Origin of the sequence: Streptomyces sp. NPDC012637 (assembly GCF_042954805.1) — a bacterium.
In the GTDB taxonomy this organism is placed as follows: Bacteria; Actinomycetota; Actinomycetes; order Streptomycetales; family Streptomycetaceae; genus Streptomyces.
Map to the genome: position 1 here is coordinate 483841 of NZ_JBIBDS010000007.1, position 19152 is coordinate 502992.

At 75.0% G+C, this 19152-nt stretch carries 17 protein-coding genes; 8 read left to right on the top strand and 9 right to left on the bottom strand.

What is annotated here, in order from left to right; genetic code table 11:
- Positions 1-49 precede the first annotated feature (49 nt).
- The gene (locus tag ACFY8W_RS27950; RefSeq protein WP_391111076.1) at positions 50-1504 is read left to right on the top strand and encodes a GNAT family N-acetyltransferase; all 1455 of its coding nucleotides are present in this window, start codon (positions 50-52) and stop codon (positions 1502-1504) included.
- On the opposite strand, the gene ACFY8W_RS27955 is transcribed toward ACFY8W_RS27950, so the two are convergent.
- Positions 1452-2651 carry a PLP-dependent transferase gene (locus tag ACFY8W_RS27955; protein WP_391111079.1) on the bottom strand — a complete coding sequence of 400 codons (1200 nt, stop codon included), beginning with the start codon at positions 2649-2651 and terminating at the stop codon, positions 1452-1454. The two genes, ACFY8W_RS27950 and ACFY8W_RS27955, sit on opposite strands and share 53 nt — an antisense overlap.
- Positions 2652-2717: 66 nt before the next feature.
- Here ACFY8W_RS27955 and ACFY8W_RS27960 point away from each other — a divergent pair, with 66 nt between their 5' ends.
- The 3 genes from ACFY8W_RS27960 (at position 2718) to ACFY8W_RS27970 (ending at position 5723) form a co-directional block, all read left to right on the top strand.
- A complete protein-coding gene (locus ACFY8W_RS27960) occupies positions 2718-3215 on the top strand; it encodes an Lrp/AsnC family transcriptional regulator (protein ID WP_384415935.1) in 498 nt (165 codons plus the stop codon).
- Between the two features lie 49 nt (positions 3216-3264).
- Positions 3265-4983 (top strand): DUF885 family protein, encoded by a 1719-nt coding sequence (locus ACFY8W_RS27965; protein WP_391110741.1) that lies wholly within the window; start codon positions 3265-3267, stop codon positions 4981-4983.
- 290 nt (positions 4984-5273) lie between these two features.
- A complete protein-coding gene (locus ACFY8W_RS27970; RefSeq protein WP_391110743.1) occupies positions 5274-5723 on the top strand; it encodes an AsnC family transcriptional regulator in 450 nt (149 codons plus the stop codon).
- On the opposite strand, the gene ACFY8W_RS27975 is transcribed toward ACFY8W_RS27970, so the two are convergent.
- From ACFY8W_RS27975 to ACFY8W_RS27985, 3 genes are all read right to left on the bottom strand, one after another.
- A complete protein-coding gene (locus ACFY8W_RS27975) occupies positions 5713-8772 on the bottom strand; it encodes an AAA family ATPase (protein ID WP_391110746.1) in 3060 nt (1019 codons plus the stop codon). The genes ACFY8W_RS27970 and ACFY8W_RS27975 overlap by 11 nt on opposite strands.
- Positions 8769-9938, bottom strand: a complete 1170-nt coding sequence (locus ACFY8W_RS27980; RefSeq protein WP_391110749.1) for an exonuclease SbcCD subunit D C-terminal domain-containing protein — start codon at positions 9936-9938, stop codon at positions 8769-8771. Before ACFY8W_RS27980 ends, ACFY8W_RS27975 begins: the two co-directional genes overlap by 4 nt.
- 177 nt (positions 9939-10115) lie before the next feature.
- Positions 10116-10742 (bottom strand): YigZ family protein, encoded by a 627-nt coding sequence (locus tag ACFY8W_RS27985; protein ID WP_391110752.1) that lies wholly within the window; start codon positions 10740-10742, stop codon positions 10116-10118.
- Positions 10743-10877: 135 nt separating this feature from the next.
- On the opposite strand from ACFY8W_RS27985, the gene ACFY8W_RS27990 reads away from it, so the two are divergent.
- Positions 10878-11306 carry a CoA-binding protein gene (locus tag ACFY8W_RS27990; protein WP_391110755.1) on the top strand — a complete coding sequence of 143 codons (429 nt, stop codon included), beginning with the start codon at positions 10878-10880 and terminating at the stop codon, positions 11304-11306.
- 102 nt (positions 11307-11408) lie between these two features.
- Positions 11409-11807: a nuclear transport factor 2 family protein gene (locus ACFY8W_RS27995; protein WP_391110758.1), complete on the top strand. Its 399-nt coding sequence runs from the start codon at positions 11409-11411 to the stop codon at positions 11805-11807.
- A gap of 61 nt (positions 11808-11868) precedes the next feature.
- Here the strand turns inward: ACFY8W_RS27995 and ACFY8W_RS28000 are convergent, their stop codons facing one another.
- Both ACFY8W_RS28000 and ACFY8W_RS28005 read right to left on the bottom strand, forming a co-directional pair.
- Entirely contained in the window at positions 11869-12441 is a 573-nt protein-coding gene (locus tag ACFY8W_RS28000) for a YbaK/EbsC family protein (protein WP_391110761.1), read from the bottom strand.
- A 44-nt stretch (positions 12442-12485) separates the two neighbouring features.
- Positions 12486-13058, bottom strand: coding sequence for a cupin domain-containing protein (locus ACFY8W_RS28005; protein ID WP_391110764.1), 573 nt, complete (start codon positions 13056-13058; stop codon positions 12486-12488).
- A gap of 104 nt (positions 13059-13162) precedes the next feature.
- Between ACFY8W_RS28005 and ACFY8W_RS28010 the strand changes: the two genes are divergently transcribed.
- Complete coding sequence (locus ACFY8W_RS28010; RefSeq protein ID WP_391111081.1) at positions 13163-14032, top strand: EamA family transporter; 870 nt, start codon at positions 13163-13165, stop codon at positions 14030-14032.
- 140 nt (positions 14033-14172) lie between these two features.
- Here ACFY8W_RS28010 and ACFY8W_RS28015 read toward each other — a convergent pair whose 3' ends face one another.
- Complete coding sequence (locus tag ACFY8W_RS28015; protein WP_391110767.1) at positions 14173-14940, bottom strand: DapH/DapD/GlmU-related protein; 768 nt, start codon at positions 14938-14940, stop codon at positions 14173-14175.
- Between the two features lie 123 nt (positions 14941-15063).
- Between ACFY8W_RS28015 and ACFY8W_RS28020 the strand changes: the two genes are divergently transcribed.
- Positions 15064-15609, top strand: coding sequence for a DapH/DapD/GlmU-related protein (locus ACFY8W_RS28020; protein ID WP_391110770.1), 546 nt, complete (start codon positions 15064-15066; stop codon positions 15607-15609).
- 96 nt (positions 15610-15705) lie between these two features.
- Here ACFY8W_RS28020 and ACFY8W_RS28025 read toward each other — a convergent pair whose 3' ends face one another.
- Both ACFY8W_RS28025 and ACFY8W_RS28030 read right to left on the bottom strand, forming a co-directional pair.
- Positions 15706-16443 (bottom strand): VTT domain-containing protein, encoded by a 738-nt coding sequence (locus tag ACFY8W_RS28025; RefSeq protein ID WP_391110773.1) that lies wholly within the window; start codon positions 16441-16443, stop codon positions 15706-15708.
- A gap of 66 nt (positions 16444-16509) precedes the next feature.
- Positions 16510-19083 carry a glycoside hydrolase family 3 C-terminal domain-containing protein gene (locus ACFY8W_RS28030; protein WP_391110776.1) on the bottom strand — a complete coding sequence of 858 codons (2574 nt, stop codon included), beginning with the start codon at positions 19081-19083 and terminating at the stop codon, positions 16510-16512.
- Between the last annotated feature and the right edge of the window lie 69 nt (positions 19084-19152).

Sequence of the window (19152 nt, forward strand, 5' to 3'; positions counted from 1 at the left end):
CGTTCGTGATCACGCAACACCGCTGGGTCACAGTGAGGTCATGACCGACATGACGCCCACGAAGAACGCCCGCCGCAGCCACCACTGGCGGCACGACCTGATCGAGCTCGCGGCCCTGTTCACGGCCGTGGTGGTGGCCGACACGATCGCCAAGACCATCGCCAAGGGTCCCGAGGGCCCGTACCTGCTGGTGTTCTCGGCGATCGCTCTGGTCGCCACGGCCGCCTTCCACACGTGGTGGGCCCGGCGGCACAGTCATGCGCCGCCCGCGGACGATCCCGGCGGCAGCGGGGTGCGGACCCCGCTGCCGCCGGCCGCCCTGTCCGGCGAGGACCCCACCCCCGTGGGGGACTCCGCCGGAACGGCCCTGTGGCGCATGCGGACCACCGTCCGCGACACCCCGGGCAGCCTGGCCGCGCTGTGCACGGTGCTCGCGCGGCACGGCGTGGACATCCTGACCCTGCAGACCCATCCGCTCGCCGAGGGCGGCACCGTCGACGAGTTCCTGCTGCGGGCCCCGGCGGGGTTGCAGCCGGGCGTGCTCACCCGGGAGGTCGCCGCGGCCGGCGGCACGGACACCTGGACCGAACGCGCCGACGCCCACGACCTCGTCGACACCCCGACCCGGGTGCTCGGCCTGGCCACCCGCACCGCGCTCGACGCGGCCGAACTGCCCCTCGCCCTGCGTCAGCTGCTCGGCCGCTGCACCATCCGCTCGGTTCCGCCCGTCTCGCTGAGCGGCCGCCCCACCGGTGAACCCGCGCCCGTGGAAGGCGTCCTGGAGGAGACCGCGATGCGGCTGCGCGACCCGAACGGCGGCACTCTCGTCATCGAGCGGCCCTATCTGCCGTTCACACCGACCGAGTTCGCCCGGGCCCGCGCCCTGGTCGAGCTCGACGCCCGGCTCGGACCGCGCCTCCCGCGCGGCCGGGACGTGCTGACCCTGCCCGAGGGCAACGACATCACCGTGCGCCGCGCCGACCAGCGCGACCTGCCGGCCGCGCGCGCCATGCACGACCGCTGCTCCGGGCGCACCCTGGCCCTGCGCTACCACGGCCCGGTCGGGGACGCCGACCGCTACCTGGACCATCTGCTGAGCCCGCGCTTCGGCCGGACGCTCGCGGTGCACACCGCCTCCGGCCGGTTCGTCGCCCTCGGCCATCTGCTCTGGGACGGCGACGAGACCGAGGTCGCCCTCATGGTCGAGGACGACTGGCAGCGGCGCGGCATCGGCTCCGAGCTCCTCGGCCGGCTGGTGGCCATGGCCGAGGAGGCCGGCTGCGACAGCGTCTACGCGGTGACCCAGTCCTCCAACACGGGCATGGTGGCGGCCATGCGCGCGCTGAACCTGCCGCTCGACTACCAGATCGAGGAGGGCACCCTGGTCATCACCGCGCGGCTGACCCCGAGGCCGGCCGCCGCCCCGGAGGGGGCGGCGGAGGCGGACGCGGCTACGCCCGTACGGCCTCTGCCGGGCGGCGGGCCTCGGCGGGGCCGGCGCTGAGCGCCCGGGTGAGGTCGCTCCACAGGTCCTCGACGTCCTCCAGGCCGACCGACATCCGCAGCAGCCGGTCGCCGATCCCGCCCGAGCGGCGGTCCGAGGCGTCCACGATGCGGTGACTGATCGAGGCCGGGTGCTGGATGAGGCTGTCGACGCTGCCCAGGCTGACCGCCGGCGTGATCAGCCGTACCCCGGCGATCACGTCGTGCGGGTCCCCGTGCACCTCGAAGGAGATCATCGCCCCGCCGATCCGCGGGTAGTGCACCCGTGCGATCCGCGGGTCGGCGGCGAGCCGGCGGACCAGTTCGGCGGCGGTCGCCGAGGCCGCCCGTACCCGCACCGGAAGCGTCGACAGTCCGCGGAGCAGCAGATAGCCCGCGAGCGGGTGGAGCACGCCGCCGGTCGCGAACCGCACCTGGCGCAGGGTCCGGGCGAACTCCTCGTCGCAGGCGACGACTCCGCCCATGACGTCGCCGTGGCCGCCGAGGTACTTGGTGGCGCTGTGCAGCACGATCCGCGCGCCGAGCTCGGCGGGCCGCTGGAGCACCGGCGTGGCGAAGGTGTTGTCGACGAGCAGCGGAACCGATCCGCACGAGTGGGCGAGGGCGCGGATGTCCGCCTCGGCGAGCGTCGGGTTGGCGGGCGACTCGACCATGACCAGGCCGGTGTCGGGCCGGAGGGCGTCCGCGACGCCCGCCGGGTCGGTCCAGGTCACCTCGGTGCCGAGCAGCCCGGCGTTCAGGAGGTGGTCGCTGCACCCGTAGAGCGGGCGGACGGCCACCACGTGGCGCAGGCCCAGGCTCGCCCGGCTGAGCAGGACGGCGCTGAGGGCGGCCATGCCGCTGGCGAAGGCGACCGCGGCCTCCGTGCCCTCCAGACGGGCGAGGGCCGTCTCGAAACGTGCGGTCGTCGGGTTGTCGAGGCGGGCGTAGATCGGCGGACCGTCCGGCCGGGCGCCGGTCGTGGCGAACTCGTCGATACGGGCGGCCTCGGCCCGGGCGTCGGACGAGGGGTAGGTGGTGGACAGGTCGAGCGGCGGGGCGTGCAGACCGAGCTCGGCGAGGTCGTCGCGGCCGGCGTGCACGGCTTCGGTGGCCAGCGCCCTCGTGGGGGCGGGCGAGGAGACGGATGCGAAGGCGTCCCTGGTCATGTCCATGAGGCGCACTCTGAACGGATACCCGGGAGTAGCGGGAAATCGCCGTGCTACGTTCGGCCAATGGCTGATTCTGTCGTACTGGACGCGGTCGATCTGCACATTCTTCGCCTGCTGCAGAACGACGCCCGGACCACCTACCGGGAGCTCGCCGCCGAGGTGGGGGTTGCTCCCTCGACCTGTCTCGACCGGGTGTCGCGGCTGCGGCGCACCGGCGTGATCCTCGGACACCGACTACAGCTGAATCCAGCCAAACTCGGTCGCGGCCTCGAAGCGCTGCTGCTGGTCCAGGTCCGGCCGCACCGGCGTGAACTCATCGGGCCGTTCGTCGAGCGGGTCAGAGCCCTGCCGGAGTCCCGGGCCCTGTTCCATCTCACGGGCCCCGACGACTACCTGGTGCACGTGGCCGTGGCGGACCCGGCCGACCTGCAGCGACTCGTCCTGGACGCGTTCACCTCACGGCGCGAGGTGGCCCGCGTGGAGACCCGGCTGATCTTCCAGCAGTGGGAGTGCGGGCCCCTGCTGCCGCCCGTGCCGGGCGCTCATTTGTCAGCCGACTGAGATCGAACGAGGGTGACGCGGGCACGGTGCACGGGACAGGATGAGACCCATGCCAGAGTCTTCCAGCACCGCGCTTCCCCGCCAGGTCGCCGACGACTACGTCGACGCGCTCATCGAACTCGACCCGATCACCGGCACCTACCTGGGAGTCCACGAAAGCGCGGGCCGTCTTCCCGACTTCTCGCCCGCCGGACAGGAGGAGCTGGCCGAGCTGGCCCGGCGCACGCTCGAGCGGCTCGACGCGGCGGAGCGGCGGCCGGGCGCCGAGGACGAGGCGGAGCGGCGCTGTGGCAGGCTCCTGCGTGAGCGGCTGACCGCCCAACTCCTGGTGCACGAGGCGGAGGAGGGCCTGTGCGCGGTGAGCAACCTCCGCTCGCCCGCGCACAGCGTGCGCATCTCGTTCACCATGCTGCCCACGGCGACGACGGCGGACTGGACGGCCGTCGCCGCGCGGCTGCGCGCGGTGCCGGCGGCCCTCGAGGGCTACCGCGCCTCGCTCGCGCTGGGTCTCGACCGTGGCATGCGGGCGGGCCCGCGGGCCACGACCACGTTCGTCGGGCAGCTCACCGAGTGGGCCTGCGGCGGCGGCGCCGGGCCGGACGGAGCGGCGCGGGGCTGGTTCACCGGGTTCGCGTCCTCTGCGCCCGACACGCTGCCGCAGGAGCTGCGGGCCGAACTCGCCGCGGCGGGCCCGGCCGCCGACCGGTCCGTGATCGAACTGCGGGACTGGATGCGCGACGTGTACGCCCCTGCGGTGGCCGACGCCCCCGACACGGTGGGCCGCGAGCGCTACCGCCGCTGGGCGCGCTTCTTCAACGGCACCGATCTGGACCTCGACCAGGCGTACGCGTACGGCTGGTCCGAGTACCACCGGCTGCTGGGCGAGATGCGCAAGGAGGCGGACCGGATCCTGCCGGGCTCCGACCCGTGGGAGGCGCTGGCCCACCTCGACGAGCACGGCACCCACATCGAGGGCGTGGACGAGGTACGGACCTGGCTCCAGGCCCTGATGGACGAGGCGATCAGCTCTCTGGACGGCACCCACTTCGAACTCGCCGAGCGGGTACGGCAGGTCGAGTCCCGGATCGCCCCGCCGGGCGGCGCCGCCGCGCCGTACTACACCGGCCCCTCGGAGGACTTCTCCCGCCCCGGCCGGACCTGGCTGCCCGTCGACGGGCAGACCCGTTTCCCGGTGTACGACCTGGTGTCGACCTGGTACCACGAGGGCGTGCCGGGCCATCACCTGCAGATCGCCCAGTGGGCGCACGTGGCCGACCGGCTCTCCCGCTACCAGGCCACCATCGGCAAGGTCAGCGCCAACACCGAGGGGTGGGCGCTGTACGCGGAGCGGCTGATGGACGAACTGGGCTTCCTCGGCGACCCGGAGCGGCGGCTCGGCTACCTCGACGCGCAGATGATGCGGGCCTGTCGGGTGATCGTGGACATCGGGATGCACCTGGAGCTGGAGATCCCGGCGGACTCGCCGTTCCACCCGGGCGAGCGGTGGACGCCGGAGCTGGCGCAGGAGTTCTTCCAGCGGCACAGCAGCCGGCCGCCGGCCTTCGTGGAGAGCGAGATGACCCGCTACCTCTCGGTGCCCGCGCAGGCCATCGGCTACAAGCTGGGCGAGCGGGCCTGGCTGCTCGGCCGGGCCAACGCACAGGCCAAGCACGGCGACGACTTCGACGCGAAGGCCTGGCACATGGCGGCCCTGTCGCAGGGACCGCTGGGCCTCGACGACCTGGTGGACGAGATCTCGCGCCTCTGAGCGGGCGGCCCGCCCCGGCGACGGCGCCGTGCCGGCCCGGGTGCCGGTTCGGGTTCCGGCCCGGTCCCGGGCTTCCGGCCTCGTGCCCCGGGCTTCCGGCTACGGGCCACGGGCCTCGGTCCACGGGCTTCCGGCCTCGGGCCCCGGGCTTCCGACCTCGGTCCACGAGCCCCGGGCTTCGAGCCTCGGGCCTCGGGCTTCCGGCCTCGGGCCACGGGGCCCCGGGCCGGAGTGTGAGAATCCCCCGGGAGGACTTGAACTTCCCGGGGGTTCCCTGCAAGGTCACGCTCATGACCAGCGGATACACCCCGGACGCCACGGACTGGCGGATCCTCGACGCCCTTCAGGCCCAGGGCCGGGCCAGCTTCGCCGAGCTCGCCCGGGCGGTGGCGATGTCACCGTCGGCGGTGACCGAGCGGGTGCGGCGCCTGGAGGAGGCCGGGGTGATCGCCGGGTACACGGCGATCGTCGACCAGGAACGGCTCGGCCTCCCGATCCTCGCCTTCGTCCGGCTCCGCTACCCCCACGGCAACTACAAGCCCTTCCACGACCTCGTCGCCGCCACGCCGGAGGTCCTGGAGGCGCACCACGTGACCGGGGACGACTGCTTCGTCCTGAAGGTCGCCGCCCGGTCCATGCGGCATCTGGAGGAGATCTCCGGGAAGGTCGGCGCGCTCGGCTCGGTCACGACGAGCGTCGTGTACTCCTCGCCGCTCCCCCGGCGTCCGATCAGCCGCTGAGCGCGTCGCCTCCGGTGCGCAGCCGCACGGTCGAGCCGTGCCGGGCCTTGACCACCTCCAGCTGGGCCGGGATGCGCCGGCGCAGGTCGCCCACGTGGCTGACGATGCCGACGCTGCGGTCCCGCTCGCGCAGTGAGTCCAGGACGTCCAGGACCTCGTCGAGGGTCTGGTCGTCGAGGCTGCCGAAGCCCTCGTCGATGAAGAGGGTGTCGAGCCGGACGCCGCCCGCCTCGTCGGTGACGACGTCGGCGAGGCCCAGCGCCAGCGCGAGCGAGGCGAAGAAGGTCTCACCGCCGGACAGGGTGGCGGTGTCCCGCTCGTTGCCCGTCCAGGCGTCCACGACGTGCAGGCCGAGGCCGGCGCGCCGGCCGCCGCTGCGGGCGTCGGAGTGGACCAGCGTGTAGCGGCCGGAGGACATCCGCTGGAGGCGGGCGGTGGCCGCGGCGGCGACCTGTTCCAGGCGGGCGGCGAGCACGTACGACTCCAGGCGCATCTTCCGCTCGTTCTCGGCGGCGGTGCCCGCGGCGAGCGCGGCGAGCCTGGCCACCCGCTCGTACTCCTCACGGAGCGGGCCGAGCCGGCGGACCTCGGTGTCCGCCTGCCGGGAGAGCCGGTCGAGCGCCTCGCACCGCTCGCGTACGGCGGCGAGCGCCGTGTCGGCCTCGCGCAGCGCCCGTTCGGCGGCGGTGTGCTCGGCGTCGGCCGCCGCCGGGTCGGCGGGCGGCAGCGCGGCGGCGGCCGCGGTGGCGGCCTCGCCGAGCCGGTCCGCGACCGCGGCCGCCTCGGCCTGCCAGGCGTCCACGCCCCGCTGGAACGCGCGGCGCTCCGGCTCGTCGAGCAGGGCGGCGGCGGCCTCGGCGGGGGTGGCGAACCCGGCCTTGAACGCGGCGTCGGCGAGCCGGTCGTCGGCCTCCTTCAGGCCCCGCGCGGCAGCCTCGGCGGCCCGCACGGTCTCGGCGGCCTCCGTGAGCAGCGCGATCCGCCGCTCCAGGAGCGTGGCGTGCGCGGCGACGCTGCCGGACTCGCCCCGGGACACGGCCAGTTCGGCCTCCAGGGCGGCCTGCTGCTGCTCCAGCGCCTCGCGTCGCGAGGTCCGGGCGGCCACCCGCCGCTCGGCCTCTCGCTGAGCGGCGCCCCGCTCCTCGTACTCCCGCTCGGCCCGGGCGAGCGCCTCCCGCGCGGCGTGCGTCTGCGCGGCGAGCGCGTGCGCCTCGGCGAGCTGCCAGGCCAACTCGTCCACCTCGTGGGCGAGTTCGCAGACGGCCGGATCGGCGGGGTCGGTGAGGTCGGCGGCGTCTCCCGGCCGGAGGCCTGCGCGGGCCTCCGCGCGGGCGGCCTCCCACGCCTCGGCGGTCGCCGCGACGGAGGTCTCGGCGGTGGTTCGGGCCTCGTCGGCGCGGGCGTAGTCGGCGTAGGCCGCGTCCTCGGCGGCGCGGTCGACGTGGTCGGCGGTGGCGCGGGCCGGGTCGGGGTGGGCGGCGGAGCCGCAGACCTGGCAGGGAGCACCGGGTTCGAGGGCGGCGGCGAGCTCGGCCGCGATGCCGCGCAGGCGGCGGGACTTGAGGTCGAGCCAGTGCTCGTGGCGCTCGTTGCGCCGCTCCCGGGCCGCGGTCAGCCGCTCGCGGGCGCCGGTGAGTTCGGTGGCGAGTGCGTCGCGACGGCGGGCGGCGGCGAGCCGGCGGCGGGCGGGTTCGAGGCGTCCGGCGAGCTGTTCGGCGCGGGTGGTCGCCTCCTGGGCGTCCTCCGCGTGCCGCCTGAGCTCGGCACGGCGGGCCTCCCAGCCGGCCAGCCAGGCGGCGGCGTCCTGGAGGAAGTCCTCGTCGGCCCGGGACTCGCGGTCGAGGACGGCCCGCTCGGCGGACAGTCCGGCGCTGCGGGCCTCGGCGCGGCGGGCCGCCTCGAGACCGCCGAGCTCCTCGCGCAGGCGGCGTTCGACGGTGGAGAGCTGTTCGGCGCCGGCCTCGGCGAGCTCGGCGGGCAGCAGCGCGCGGACCCGGTCGCGGTGGGCGTTCGCGGTGCGGTGGGCACGCTCGGCGTCCTCGCGCAGACCGAGCGCGGGCGCGACCCGGTCGGCCTTGAGGGAGCGGTCGAGGGCGGTCTGCCACCGGTCGCGCTGCGGGCGGCGGGCGGTGAGCTCCTCCTGGCGCCGGACCGCGTCGGCGTGCCGGGCCTGCCGGTCGGCGAGGTCGCGCGCGGCGGCGAGTGCGGCGCGGGCGTCGGCCTGCCGCCGTTCGGCGGCGGCGAGCCGCAGCCGGGCGATGTCGAGGGCTTCACGGGCCTCGCTGCGGGCGAGGGCGGCGCGGGTCCGGACGGCGTCGGCGAGGCCGGGTTCGCCGGGGCGCTCCTCGATGGCCGCGGCGCCCGGGGAGCCGGGCCCGGCGACCTGCGCCATCCGGTGCGCGAGGGCGAGCAGCCGCTCGTCGCCCGCGCCGACCTCGCGCTCGGCGGCCTTGCGCAGTTCGGCGAGCCGGTCCTCGACGGCGGCGAAGCGGCGGGTGTCGAAGAGCCGCCCGAGGAGCTTGCCGCGGGCCTCGGCGTCGGCGCGCAGGAAGCGGGCGAAGTCGCCCTGGGGCAGCAGGACGACCTGGCAGAACTGGTCCCGGCTCATGCCGAGGAGCTGGGTGATCTCCTCGCCGATCTCCTGGTGGGAGCGGCTGAGGGCCCGCCACTCGCCGCTCGCCGGGTCGTACTGGCGCAGCCGGCTCTGGGCCTTCTCGGTGGTGAAGCCGGTGCCGCGGAGCTTGGGCCGCTGCTGGGCGGGGCGGCGGGTGATCTCCAGGCGCCGCTCCCCCACGGTGAGTTCGAGGGTGACCTCGGTGTACGTGCCGGGGGGCGCGTGGTCGCTGCGCAGGCTGGAGCCGGGGCTCTGGCGGGCGCCGGGAACGGTCCCGTACAGGGCGAAGCACACCGCGTCGAGGACGGAGGTCTTGCCCGCGCCGGTGGGCCCGTGGAGCAGGAAGAGGCCGGCCGACGACAGGGTGTCGAAGTCGATCTCCTGGGTGGTGCCGAACGGCCCGAAGGCGGTGACGGCGAGGCGGTGGAGTCTCACCGGCCCACCTCGCGCTCGGCCGTGTCGACGCGGACGTCGTCGAAGGCGCCGTACAGGACGGCGCGTTCGGCGCCGTCGGGTCCGGCGCCGCCGCGCACGTGGGCCACGAAATCCTCCGCGATCTGCCGGTCGCTGCGGTCCCGCAGCCGGGTGGCGTAGGACACGTCCGGGCCGCCGTCGGCGCGCTCGGGCTCGAAGACCAGGTTGAGGGTGTGCGGGAAGCGTTCGGCGAGGCGGGCCATGGGCTCGGCCGGGCGGACCGGGTCGGTGAGGGTCGCCTCGACCCAGGACTCCTCGTGCCGCGCGAGGTCCGGGTCGGCGAGCAGGTCGTCGAGGCGGCCGCGGATCCGGGCGAGCGGCCGGGGCACGGGGCAGTCGATCCGCTCGGCGGTGTCGACGGCGCCGTCCGGCCCGAGCTCGATCAGCCACATGGTCTTGCGGTGGTCGGCCTCGGAGAAGGAGTAGGCGAGCGGGGAGCCCGAGTAGCGGACCCGGGGCGTGAGGGTCTGGCTGCCGTGGAGGTGGCCGAGGGCCACGTAGTCGACCCCGTCGAAGACGCCCGCGGGCACGGCGGCGACACCGCCGACGGTGATGTCGCGCTCGCTGTCGCTGGCCTCGCCGCCGGCGACGAAGGCGTGGGCGAGGACGACGGAGCGGGTGCCGTCGGGGCGGGTCGCGAGGTCGGCGCGGACCCGGTCCATGGCGGCGGCGAGCACGGCCTCGTGCCCCGCCTTCTCGGCACCGAACTGCTCGCGCACCAGCGCGGGTTCCAGATACGGCAGGCCGTAGAGGGCGATGTCACCGTGGGCGTCGGCGAGGACGACGGGCGTGCCGACGCCGGCGGGGTCGGTGCGCAGGTGGATGCCGGCGCGGTCGATGAGGCCCGCGCCGACGCCGAGGCGGCGGGCCGAGTCGTGGTTGCCGGAGATCATCACCGTGGGCACGCCGGCCTCGGCGAGCCGGTGGAGCGCGGTGTCGAACAGCTCGACGGCGGTGAGCGGCGGCACGGCCCGGTCGTAGACGTCACCGGCGACCAGGACGGCGTCCACCTCGCGCTCGCGCACCGTCGCCACCAGGTGGTCGAGGAACGCGGCCTGGGCGTCGAGCAGGGCGACCCGGTGGAACGAGCGTCCCAGGTGCCAGTCCGACGTGTGCAGAAGCCTCATGATCCCTGAGCGTATCGGTGGGGTACGACATGTCCGGCGGGAACGGCGGAAGCCGCGGGAGCGGCACGGCGGGCGCGGCCCCCGGCCACGGAAGCGGCGGGGAAGCCGGGAACCCCGACTGTCGGAGCGTTACGGCGGGAGGGAACCCCGGCTGCCGGAGCGGCAGGGCGGAGCGGATCAGGCATCGTCGTACGCCTCGCCGCCCAGTTCGATGGTCGCCTCGCCGGCCGTCGCGTCCGCGAGCCAGGCCGTGAACTCCGTCACGTCGGCGTCGGGAAGGCCGATCTCGATGGTGACGGCGGCTCCATAGGTGACGTCGCGCACCGACCGGCCGGTGGACCTCAGGTCGTTCTGCAGCTTCCCGGCCCGCTGGTGGTCGACGGTGAGCGTGGCGAGCCGGTAGCGGCGCCGGGTGATGCTGCCGACGGCGTCCAGGGCCTCGCCGACGGCTCCGCCGTACGCGCGGATGAGCCCGCCGGCGCCGAGCTTCACGCCGCCGTAGTAGCGGGTGACGACGGCGGCGACGTACCGCATCTCGCGGCGCATCAGCATCTGGAGCATGGGCACGCCCGCGGTCCCGCCGGGCTCGCCGTCGTCCGAGGCCTTCTGTACGGAGGCGTCGGCACCGATGACGTACGCGAAGCAGTTGTGGGTGGCGGTGGGGTGTTCCCGGCGGATCCGGGCGACGAAGTCCTGCGCCTCCTCCTCGGTGGCGACGGGCGCCAGCGCGCAGATGAAGCGCGATCGGTTGACCTCGGTCTCGTGGACGCCCTCACCCGCGAGCGTGCGGTACTGCTCCTGCATCCCGCCAGCCTATGCGCCCGCGCCGGCCCGCCCGCACACGCCGTGACCCGGGACGGTGCCGCCCGGGCCGGGAATGACCGAGGGTCACGGATCGTTCACCAGGACGACCAGTCGATTCACGGAAGGCAGCGTGGGATGAGCGTCGAGTCCAGGACCGTCGAGCCCGAGGCGGAGACCGTCCGCCGGATCCTCACCGAGAGCGGCGACACATGGGCGGTCGTGGGCCTCTCCAACAACCGCTCGCGGGCGGCGTACGGGGTGGCGGCCACGCTCCAGCGCTTCGGCAAGCGGATCGTCCCGGTCCACCCGAAGGCGGAGACGGTGCACGGGGAGCAGGGGTACGCGACGCTGGCGGACATCCCGTTCCCGGTCGACGTGGTCGACGTGTTCGTCAACAGCGACCTGGCGGGCGCCGTCGCGGACCAGGCGGTCGCCATCGGCGCCAAGGCGGTCTGGTTCCAGCTCGACGTGGTCGACGTGGAGGCGTACGCGCGGACCCGGGAGGCCGGTGTCGACATGGTGATGGACCGCTGCCCCGCCATCGAGATCCCGAAGCTCGGCTGAGCGTTCCGGGCGGCCCGCCGCGGCCCCGCGCCGCCCGCGGCGGCTCACCCACCTGCCGGGGCCGGGAGGCGGCCGGACCGGAGCGGCGTTTCGATGGCTGGCATGAGCGAGCGCGAGGACTTCCTGGCCTGGGTCGGCTCCGACCTGTACGAGGCGGAGCTGGCCATCCACAACGGCGACCCGGACCCGCGGCGGGCGCTGTGGTCGCGGGAGGAGCCGGTGAGCGTGCTCGGCGCCTGGCGCAACGCCTTCGGGCTGCGCGAGGTCGACGAGCTCTTCACCCACCTCGCGGAGACCTTCTCGGCCTGCACGTCGTACGCGTTCGAGCTGCGGGCGTGTGACGTGGTGGGTGACATGGCCTGGACGGCCGGCTTCGAGCGCACGTCCGTCTCCGTCCACGGCGAGCCCACCAGCTACACGCTCCGGGTGACGCAGGTCTACCGCCGCGAGGACGGGGAGTGGCGGGTCGCCCACCGTCACGGGGACTCCGCCGAGATGTGAACGGTCGAGGGCCTCGCGCTCCGCGGGCCCGCTCCTCAGCCCTGCTCCTCAGCCCCGTCCCTCAGCCCTGCGGCTCGGCGGGGAGGCCCAGGCCCTCCAGGACGACGGCGCCCGGGAGCTGGGCGAAGGCCTTGCCCGGGAGGATCAGCTTGCCGCGGCGGCGGCCGCTGCCCACGAGCACCCACTCGGTGTCGACGACGCCCGCGTCCACCAGGACCGGCCAGCCGGCCGGCAGACCGATCGGCGTGATGCCGCCGTACTCCATGCCGGTGTCCCCGGTGGCGGTCTCGACCGGCGCGAAGCGCACCTTGCGGGAGCCCAGCTCCTTGCGGACGGCTCCGTTGACGTCGACGCGGGTCGCCGAGCGGACCACGCAGGCGGCCAGAGTGGTGGTCTCGCCGCGCTTGCCGGCGACGATCACGCAGTTCGCGGACTCGTCGAGCAGCCGCTGACCGTAGTGCTCGACGAAGACGGCGGTGTCCGCGATGGACGGGTCGGTGTCCACGTAGAGGATCCGGTCCGCGGGGACGCTGCCGCTCCAGGCTCGGACGGCAGCGGCGACGGGTTCGGTGAGCAGGTCGAGGCAGTCGGGTGCGGGGCGGACGTCGTCGAAGTCTCCGATGGGTGCTCGCATACCCGGCACCGTAACAAGTCCCGGCCCCGGGGCGGCCGTTCGTCTCAGCGTACGGGCGGGATGGAGACGGCCATCGTCATCTCCACCGTCTCCTCTCCCGCGTTGCGGTAGGCGTGCGGCACGTTGCTCTCGAAGACCGCCGAGGTGCCGGCGGGGATGAGGTGGTCCGCGCCGTCCACGACGAGGGTGAGCGTGCCCGCCGTGACGTGCAGGAGCTCGGTGGTGCCGTCGGGGTGCGGGTCGGAGGCGCTGCCGTCACCGGGCATCAGGGTCCAGTGCCACAGCTCCAGGGGACCGCGGGCCTCGGTGCCGGCGAGCAGCGTGGTGTGGCTTCCGGTGGAGGTGGACCACATGCGGACGGCCTGTTCCGGCGGCACGAGCCGGACGTGCGGGCCCTGCTCGTAGTCGAGCAGGGTGGTGATCGGGACGCCGAGCGCGTCGGCCAGTTTGACCGTGGTGCCGACGCTCGGGTTGGTACGGGCCTGCTCGATCTGGATGATCATGCCGCGGCTGACCCCGGCCCGGGCGGCGAGCGCGTCCAGGGTGAAGCCGCGCTCGTTGCGCCAGCGCTTCAGGTTCCGGGCGAGCGACTGGGTGAGCTGGTCGAGGTCCGACACGTACCGTCCAATACAGTGAATGACAGAGTCCAACAGACTGAACTACTGTGTGGTGCACCCCATTGTTCACTGCACTGTACTGCGAGGCATCCCCCATGACGGCTCTGACGGCGATCTTCGCCCTGGGCACCAGCCTGCTCTGGGGGCTCGCCGACTTCGGCGGCGGACTGCTCACCCGGCGCTTCCCCGCGCCGACCGTCGTCGTGGTGTCGCAGTCCATAGCCGTCGTCGTCCTCGGCGCCGTCGTGCTGGCCACCGGCGCTCTCGGCGAGGCGGGCCCCCTGCTCTGGTACGCGGTCGCGGCGGGTGTCGTCGGTCCGGCCGCCATGCTGGCCTTCTACCGGGCGCTCGCGCTCGGCCCCATGGGCGTGGTCTCGCCGCTGGGCTCGCTCGGCGTGGTCGTCCCGGTCGGCGTGGGCCTGCTCCTCGGCGACCGGCCGGGGCTGCTGCAGTTCGCCGGGATCGCGGTGGCGATCGTCGGCGTGGTCCTCGCGGGCGGCCCCGAGCTGCGGGGCGCCCCGGTGCAGCGCCAGGCGGTGCTGCTCACCCTGGTCGCGGCCTTCGGCTTCGGCGCGGTGATGGCGCTGATCTCCGAGGCGTCCACGACTCTGACCGGGCTCTTCCTCGCGCTCTTCGTGCAGCGCGTCACCAACGTGGCGGTGGGCGGCGCGGCCCTGTGGTTCTCCGTGCGGCGCGGCGGCCGGGCGCTGCCCGAGGACGGCGGCGGGCTCCGCGCGGTCGGCGCGGCGCTGCCCGCGCTCGCGTTCGTCGGCCTCGCGGACGTCGCCGCGAACGGCACGTACGCGCTGGCCGCCCAGCGCGGTCCCGTCACGGTCGCAGCGGTCCTCGCCAGCCTCTATCCGGTGGTGACGGCCCTCGCCGCACGCGGCGTGCTCAAGGAACGCCTCCGCGCGGTCCAGGCGGCGGGCGCGGGCCTCGCCCTGGTGGGGACGGTCCTGCTCGCGACGGGCTGACGGGCCGTCCGTACGCCCCTCAGCCGTCCCGGCGGCCCCTCCTGGCGCCGTCCTCACGGCCGGGTCCCGGCGGCCCGTCCTGGCGACCGTCCTCACGGCCGTCCTGGCGACCGTACTGGCGGGCCGGTGCGGAAAGCGTCTCAGCGCTCCAGTTCCGCCAGGTCGTTCAGCTCCGACTCCTCCAGGGCGGCGAGCGCGGCGAGCTGCTCCGGGGTGATGCCCTCCGGGATCGGCCGCGGCGCGGGCGTGCGCAGCGGGGGCTGCCAGCCGCGGTCCGGGTCGTAGGAACGGACCACCTTCGCGGGCGCGCCCGCCACCACCGCGTGGTCGGGGACCTCGCCCCGTACGACCGCTCCGGCGGCCACCACGACGTTCCGGCCGAGCCGGGCGCCGGGCAGGATCACGGCGCCCGTGCCGAGCCAGCAGCCCGGGCCTATGACGACGGGCTCGGAGCGGGGCCACTGGCGCCCCACGGGCACGTCGGGGTCGTCGTAGCTGTGGTTGGTCGAGGTGATGTAGACGTACGGCCCGCAGTAGGTGTCGGAGCCGATGGTGATCGGCGCGTCGGCGATGACGTGGCTGCCGCGGCCGAGGACGACGCCGTCCCCGAGGGTGAGGACGGTGTCCTGGCCGAGGTCGAGGCCGGGCAGCATCCCCGCGGTCAGCGTGACCTGTTCGGCGATGATGCAGCACGCGCCGATCTCGATCCACGGCTCGCCGAACACGGTGCCCTGCGGGAAGGCGAGCCGGGTGCCCTCGCCGAGCGCGCGGAAGCGCAGCCCGCCCTGGTGTTCGGCGGTGATCGCGCCCGCCTGCTGGATCCGGCGCCAGCCGCTCTGCAGGGCGCGGGCGACGACACGGCGCCGCCAGGCGGTCAGCGATGAGAACGTGTTTCGGTTCCGGGGCACCCGGACACCGTAGTCGGCGGTGTCGTCGCTGATCAGTGCGGTGCGCTGTGATGTCCGTCATGAGCCGCGGTTACGCTTCGCCGGAAGGCGCGACCGACGGATCCAGCGGAGCAGGAGCAAACGATGGCAGAGGTGACGGACGTGTCCGGGGCGTTGATCAGGGGCGTGGGCGGCAAGGAGCCGCGGGTCGACCCGACGGCCTTCACGGCGCCGACCTCGGTGGTGCTCGGTGAGGTCACGCTGGGGCCGCGCGCCAGCATCTGGTACCACGCCGTGCTGCGGGCGGACTGCGGTCCGATCGAGGTCGGCGAGGACGCCAACGTCCAGGACAACTGCACCGTCCACGTCGACCCGGGCTTCCCGGTGAAGATCGGCGCGCGGGTGACGATCGGCCACAACGCGACCGTCCACGGCTGCACCATCGAGGACGACGTGCTCGTCGGCATGGGTGCCACGGTGCTCAACGGGGCCAGGATCGGCGCCGGCTCGCTGATCGCGGCGCAGGCACTGGTTCCGCAGGGGATGGAGGTGCCGCCCGGATCGCTGGTCGCGGGCGTGCCCGCGAAGGTGCGGCGGCCGCTGACGGAGGAGGAGCAGGCGGGCATCCGGCTGAACGCCGAGATGTACCTGCACCTGGCCAAGGGCCATGCGGAGGCGTTCGGGCAGTAGCCGGCAGGAGCCGGCCCCGGGGCGGCGCCGAGGGCGGCGCGCCCGCCCCGGGCGTCCGCGCCGGGCCGGCGCGGACGGGTCCGGGTCCGGCCGGCCCTACTCGGCCGCGGCCGTCGCCTCCCTGGCGGTGGTCCCGCCGGCCGTAGCCGTCTGCTGCCCGGACGGCGAGGACTCGGACTGCGCGGACTGCACGGGCTGCGCGGATTCCGTGGACGTGGCCTGCATGGAGGCCGCGGCCTTCTTGGCGCGGTTCTTCAGGATGAGCATCGACGCCAGGCCGACGACCACCGCGAGCACCAGGCCGAGCCACGAGAAGCGCTTGAGCCAGGCCTCGGCGACGATGCCGACGGAGTAGATGACGGCCGTGGTGCCGCCCGCCCAGAGGATGCCGCCGAAGACGTTGGCGATCAGGAACTTCCAGTACGGCATCCTCAGCACGCCCGCGAGCGGTCCGGCGAAGATCCGCAGCAGGGCGACGAAGCGGCCGAAGAAGACCGCCCACATGCCCCACTTCTCGAAGGAGCGCTCGGCCAGGCCGATGTTGGCGTCGCTGAAGTGCTTGGGGAACTTCTTCCCGAGCTTGGTGAGCAGCGGCCGGCCGCCCCGGCGGCCGATCGCGTAGCCGATCGAGTCGCCGATGATGGCTCCGGCACTGGCGCAGGCGCCGAGGACGTACGGGTTGATCTCGCCGTGCTGGGACGCGAGCAGCGCGGAGCTGACGAGGACGATCTCGCCGGGCAGCGGGATGCCCAGGCTCTCCAGGCCGATCACCACCCCGACCAGCGCGTAGACGGCGACCGCGGGGATCGTCTCCAGCCACTCCTGCACGTGCACGGCGGGTTCCTCTCCCCCTGTCGGTGACGGTCCCCGGCAGCCTACCCCGGTCGCGGCAGGCGCCGGCTACGCGCCGACCCGGGCCTCGGCCCGCAGAACGAGCGCGCGGGAGGAGGACCCGACCCGGATCTCACGGCGGCCGGTGCCCAGGACCCAGCCGTCCGTCGCCGGGTCCCAGGAGGAGAGCGTGCGGGCGGCGACCGGGACGGTGACACGGCGGCGCTCGCCGGCCGCGAGCTCGAGTCGCCGGTAGCCGGCGAGGATCCGGCGCGGCTGGTCGACGCCGAGCGCGGCGAGGTCGGGCGAGGGCCCGGCGTAGACCTGGGCGACCTCGACACCGGCGCGCGCCCCGGTGTTGGCGACGGTGAAGGTGACGTGGAGTCCGGGCCCGTCGGCGGCGGGGGCGACGCGCAGGTCCTCGTACGCGAACGTGGTGTACGACAGGCCGTGGCCGAACGGGAAGAGCGGGGCCACGGCCTCGGCGTCGTACCAGCGGTGGCCGACGTGGACGCCTTCGCCGTACTCCTCGACGCCGTCCTGTCCGGGGTAGCGGCGCGGGTCGCCGGCGGTGGGGTGGGCGTCGTCGGAGCGCGGGAAGGTCTGGGTGAGCCGGCCGCCCGGGTCGGCGTCGCCGAAGAGCACGGCGGCGGTCGCGGGGCCGCCCTCCTGGCCCGGGTAGTACATCTGGAGCACGGCGCCGGTGGCGTCGAGCCAGGGCATGGTGACGGCCGACGAGGTGTTGAGGACCACGGTGGTACGGGGGTTGGCGGCTGTCACGGCCGCGATGAGGCCTTCCTGGCCGCCGGGCAGCGCGAGGTGGGTACGGTCGCGGCCCTCGGTGGCGTCCTCGTAGGCGAAGAGCACGACGGCGTGGGCGGCGCGGGCGGTGGCGACGGCCCCGGCGAGGTCGGCGGCCCTGGTGGTGCCGTCGGCGGCGCGCAGCCGGAAGCGCAGGCCGTCGGCACCGCCGTGCGCGGTGACGGTGACGCGGTGGGCCCCGGCCGCGAGGCGGCGGTCGGCCCGGCGGAGGTCGAGGCAGTCGGCGGAGCGTGCGGTGAGGCCGCCGGCGAAGTACTCGGCGACGCCTTCCCGTACCGGGAAGAGCTCGGCGCCGTCGAGGGTCACGGCGGGCCGCCGGCCGCCGCCGTAGTGGACGAAGAAGCTCCAGTCGTCGTCGGCCGTGGTGGTGAGCGTGCCCTCGTAGCTCCAGGCGGCTCCCGCGGCGACGCCGATGTCGTCCGTCGGGAGCGGGGGTTCGAGGCGGGCGCCGGTGGCGGGCAGCGGCTTGCCGTACAGGTCCTCGCCCGGGGCGTACGTGACGGTGGCGCCGGCACCGGCGCGGGCGCGCAGCGCGTCGAGCGGGCTGACGGCGGCGTCGGGGACGACGTGGGCGCTGCCGCCGCCGCTGACGAAGGGCACGGCGCCGGTGGGTCCGACGACGGCGATCGAGCGGGCGGCCGGGCCGGTGAGCGGCAGCGTTCCGCGTTCGTTGCGGAGGAGGGTGGCCCCGGCGGTGGCCACGCGGTGGGCGAGGCGGGCGCCGGCCGCGGGGTCGCGGACCGGCCGGGCGGCGGAGGCGTCGAGGAGGCCGAAGCGGGCGCGGACGGTGAGCACCCGGCGGACGGCGGTGTCGACCGCGCCCTCGTCGACGTGACCGTCGCGCACGGCGCCGCTCAGGGCGGCGCCGTAGTGGACGCCGGCGGGCATCTCCATGTCACAGCCCGCGGCGAGGGCGGGTCCGGTGGAGTGCACGGCGTCCCAGTCGCCCATGACCCAGCCCTCGAAGCCCCAGCGTCCGCGCAGGACGTCGGTGAGCAGGGCCCGGCTCTCGGTGGCGTGGACGCCGTCGACCTTGTTGTACGCGGCCATGACGGCGCCCGCGCCGGCGGCGACGGCGGCCTCGAAACCGCGCAGTTCGGTCTCGTGGAGGGTCCGTGCCCCGGCCCGGACGTCGACGGTGGTCCGGTCGCGCTCCTGGTTGTTGAGGGCGAGGTGCTTGACGGTGGCGATCAGGCCCTCGGCCTGGATGCCTCGGATCTCCTCGGCGACCAGGTCGGCGGAGAGCAGCGGGTCCTCGGAGAAGGTCTCGAAGTTCCGTCCCGCGTAGGGCGTGCGGATGAGGTTGACCATCGGCGAGAGCAGCACGTCCTGGCCGAGCGCCCGGCCCTCCCGGCCGATCACGCGCCCGTAGGCGCGGGCGAGTCCGGGGTCGAAGGCGGCGGCGAGCATCACGGGCGCGGGCAGCGCGGTGGCGGTCGCCCGCACCCGCACCCCGGCGGGACCGTCGGCGAGGCGCAGCGCGGGAATCCCCAGCCGTGGCACTCCGGGCACGTAGCCGGCCTGGCCGAGCCCGTCGGGGTCGGCGGCGCCGTGCAGCAGGGCGGTCTTCTCGTCGAGCGTGAGCCGCGCGAGGAGCGCGTCGACGCGCGACGCGGCGTCCGGGGCGGCCGGGGCGCGCCGCCCGGGGGCCGCGGCGGCGGTCCGGATCCCGCCGGCCGGCGCGACGGTGAGGGCGGCGACGCCCGCGAAGGCGAACAGCAACCGCCGCCGGGAGGGACGACGGGCGACGGCCGGCCGGTGCCCTGCCGCGGGCCGCTCCGGGGCCGCGTCCGGTCGTTCCGGGTGGGATGCGTGGGGCACGGCGGCGCTCCTTCGGACCGGCACGATTCCGTCGATCATGCGGTGAACGCACTATGCGTGACGGTCCGT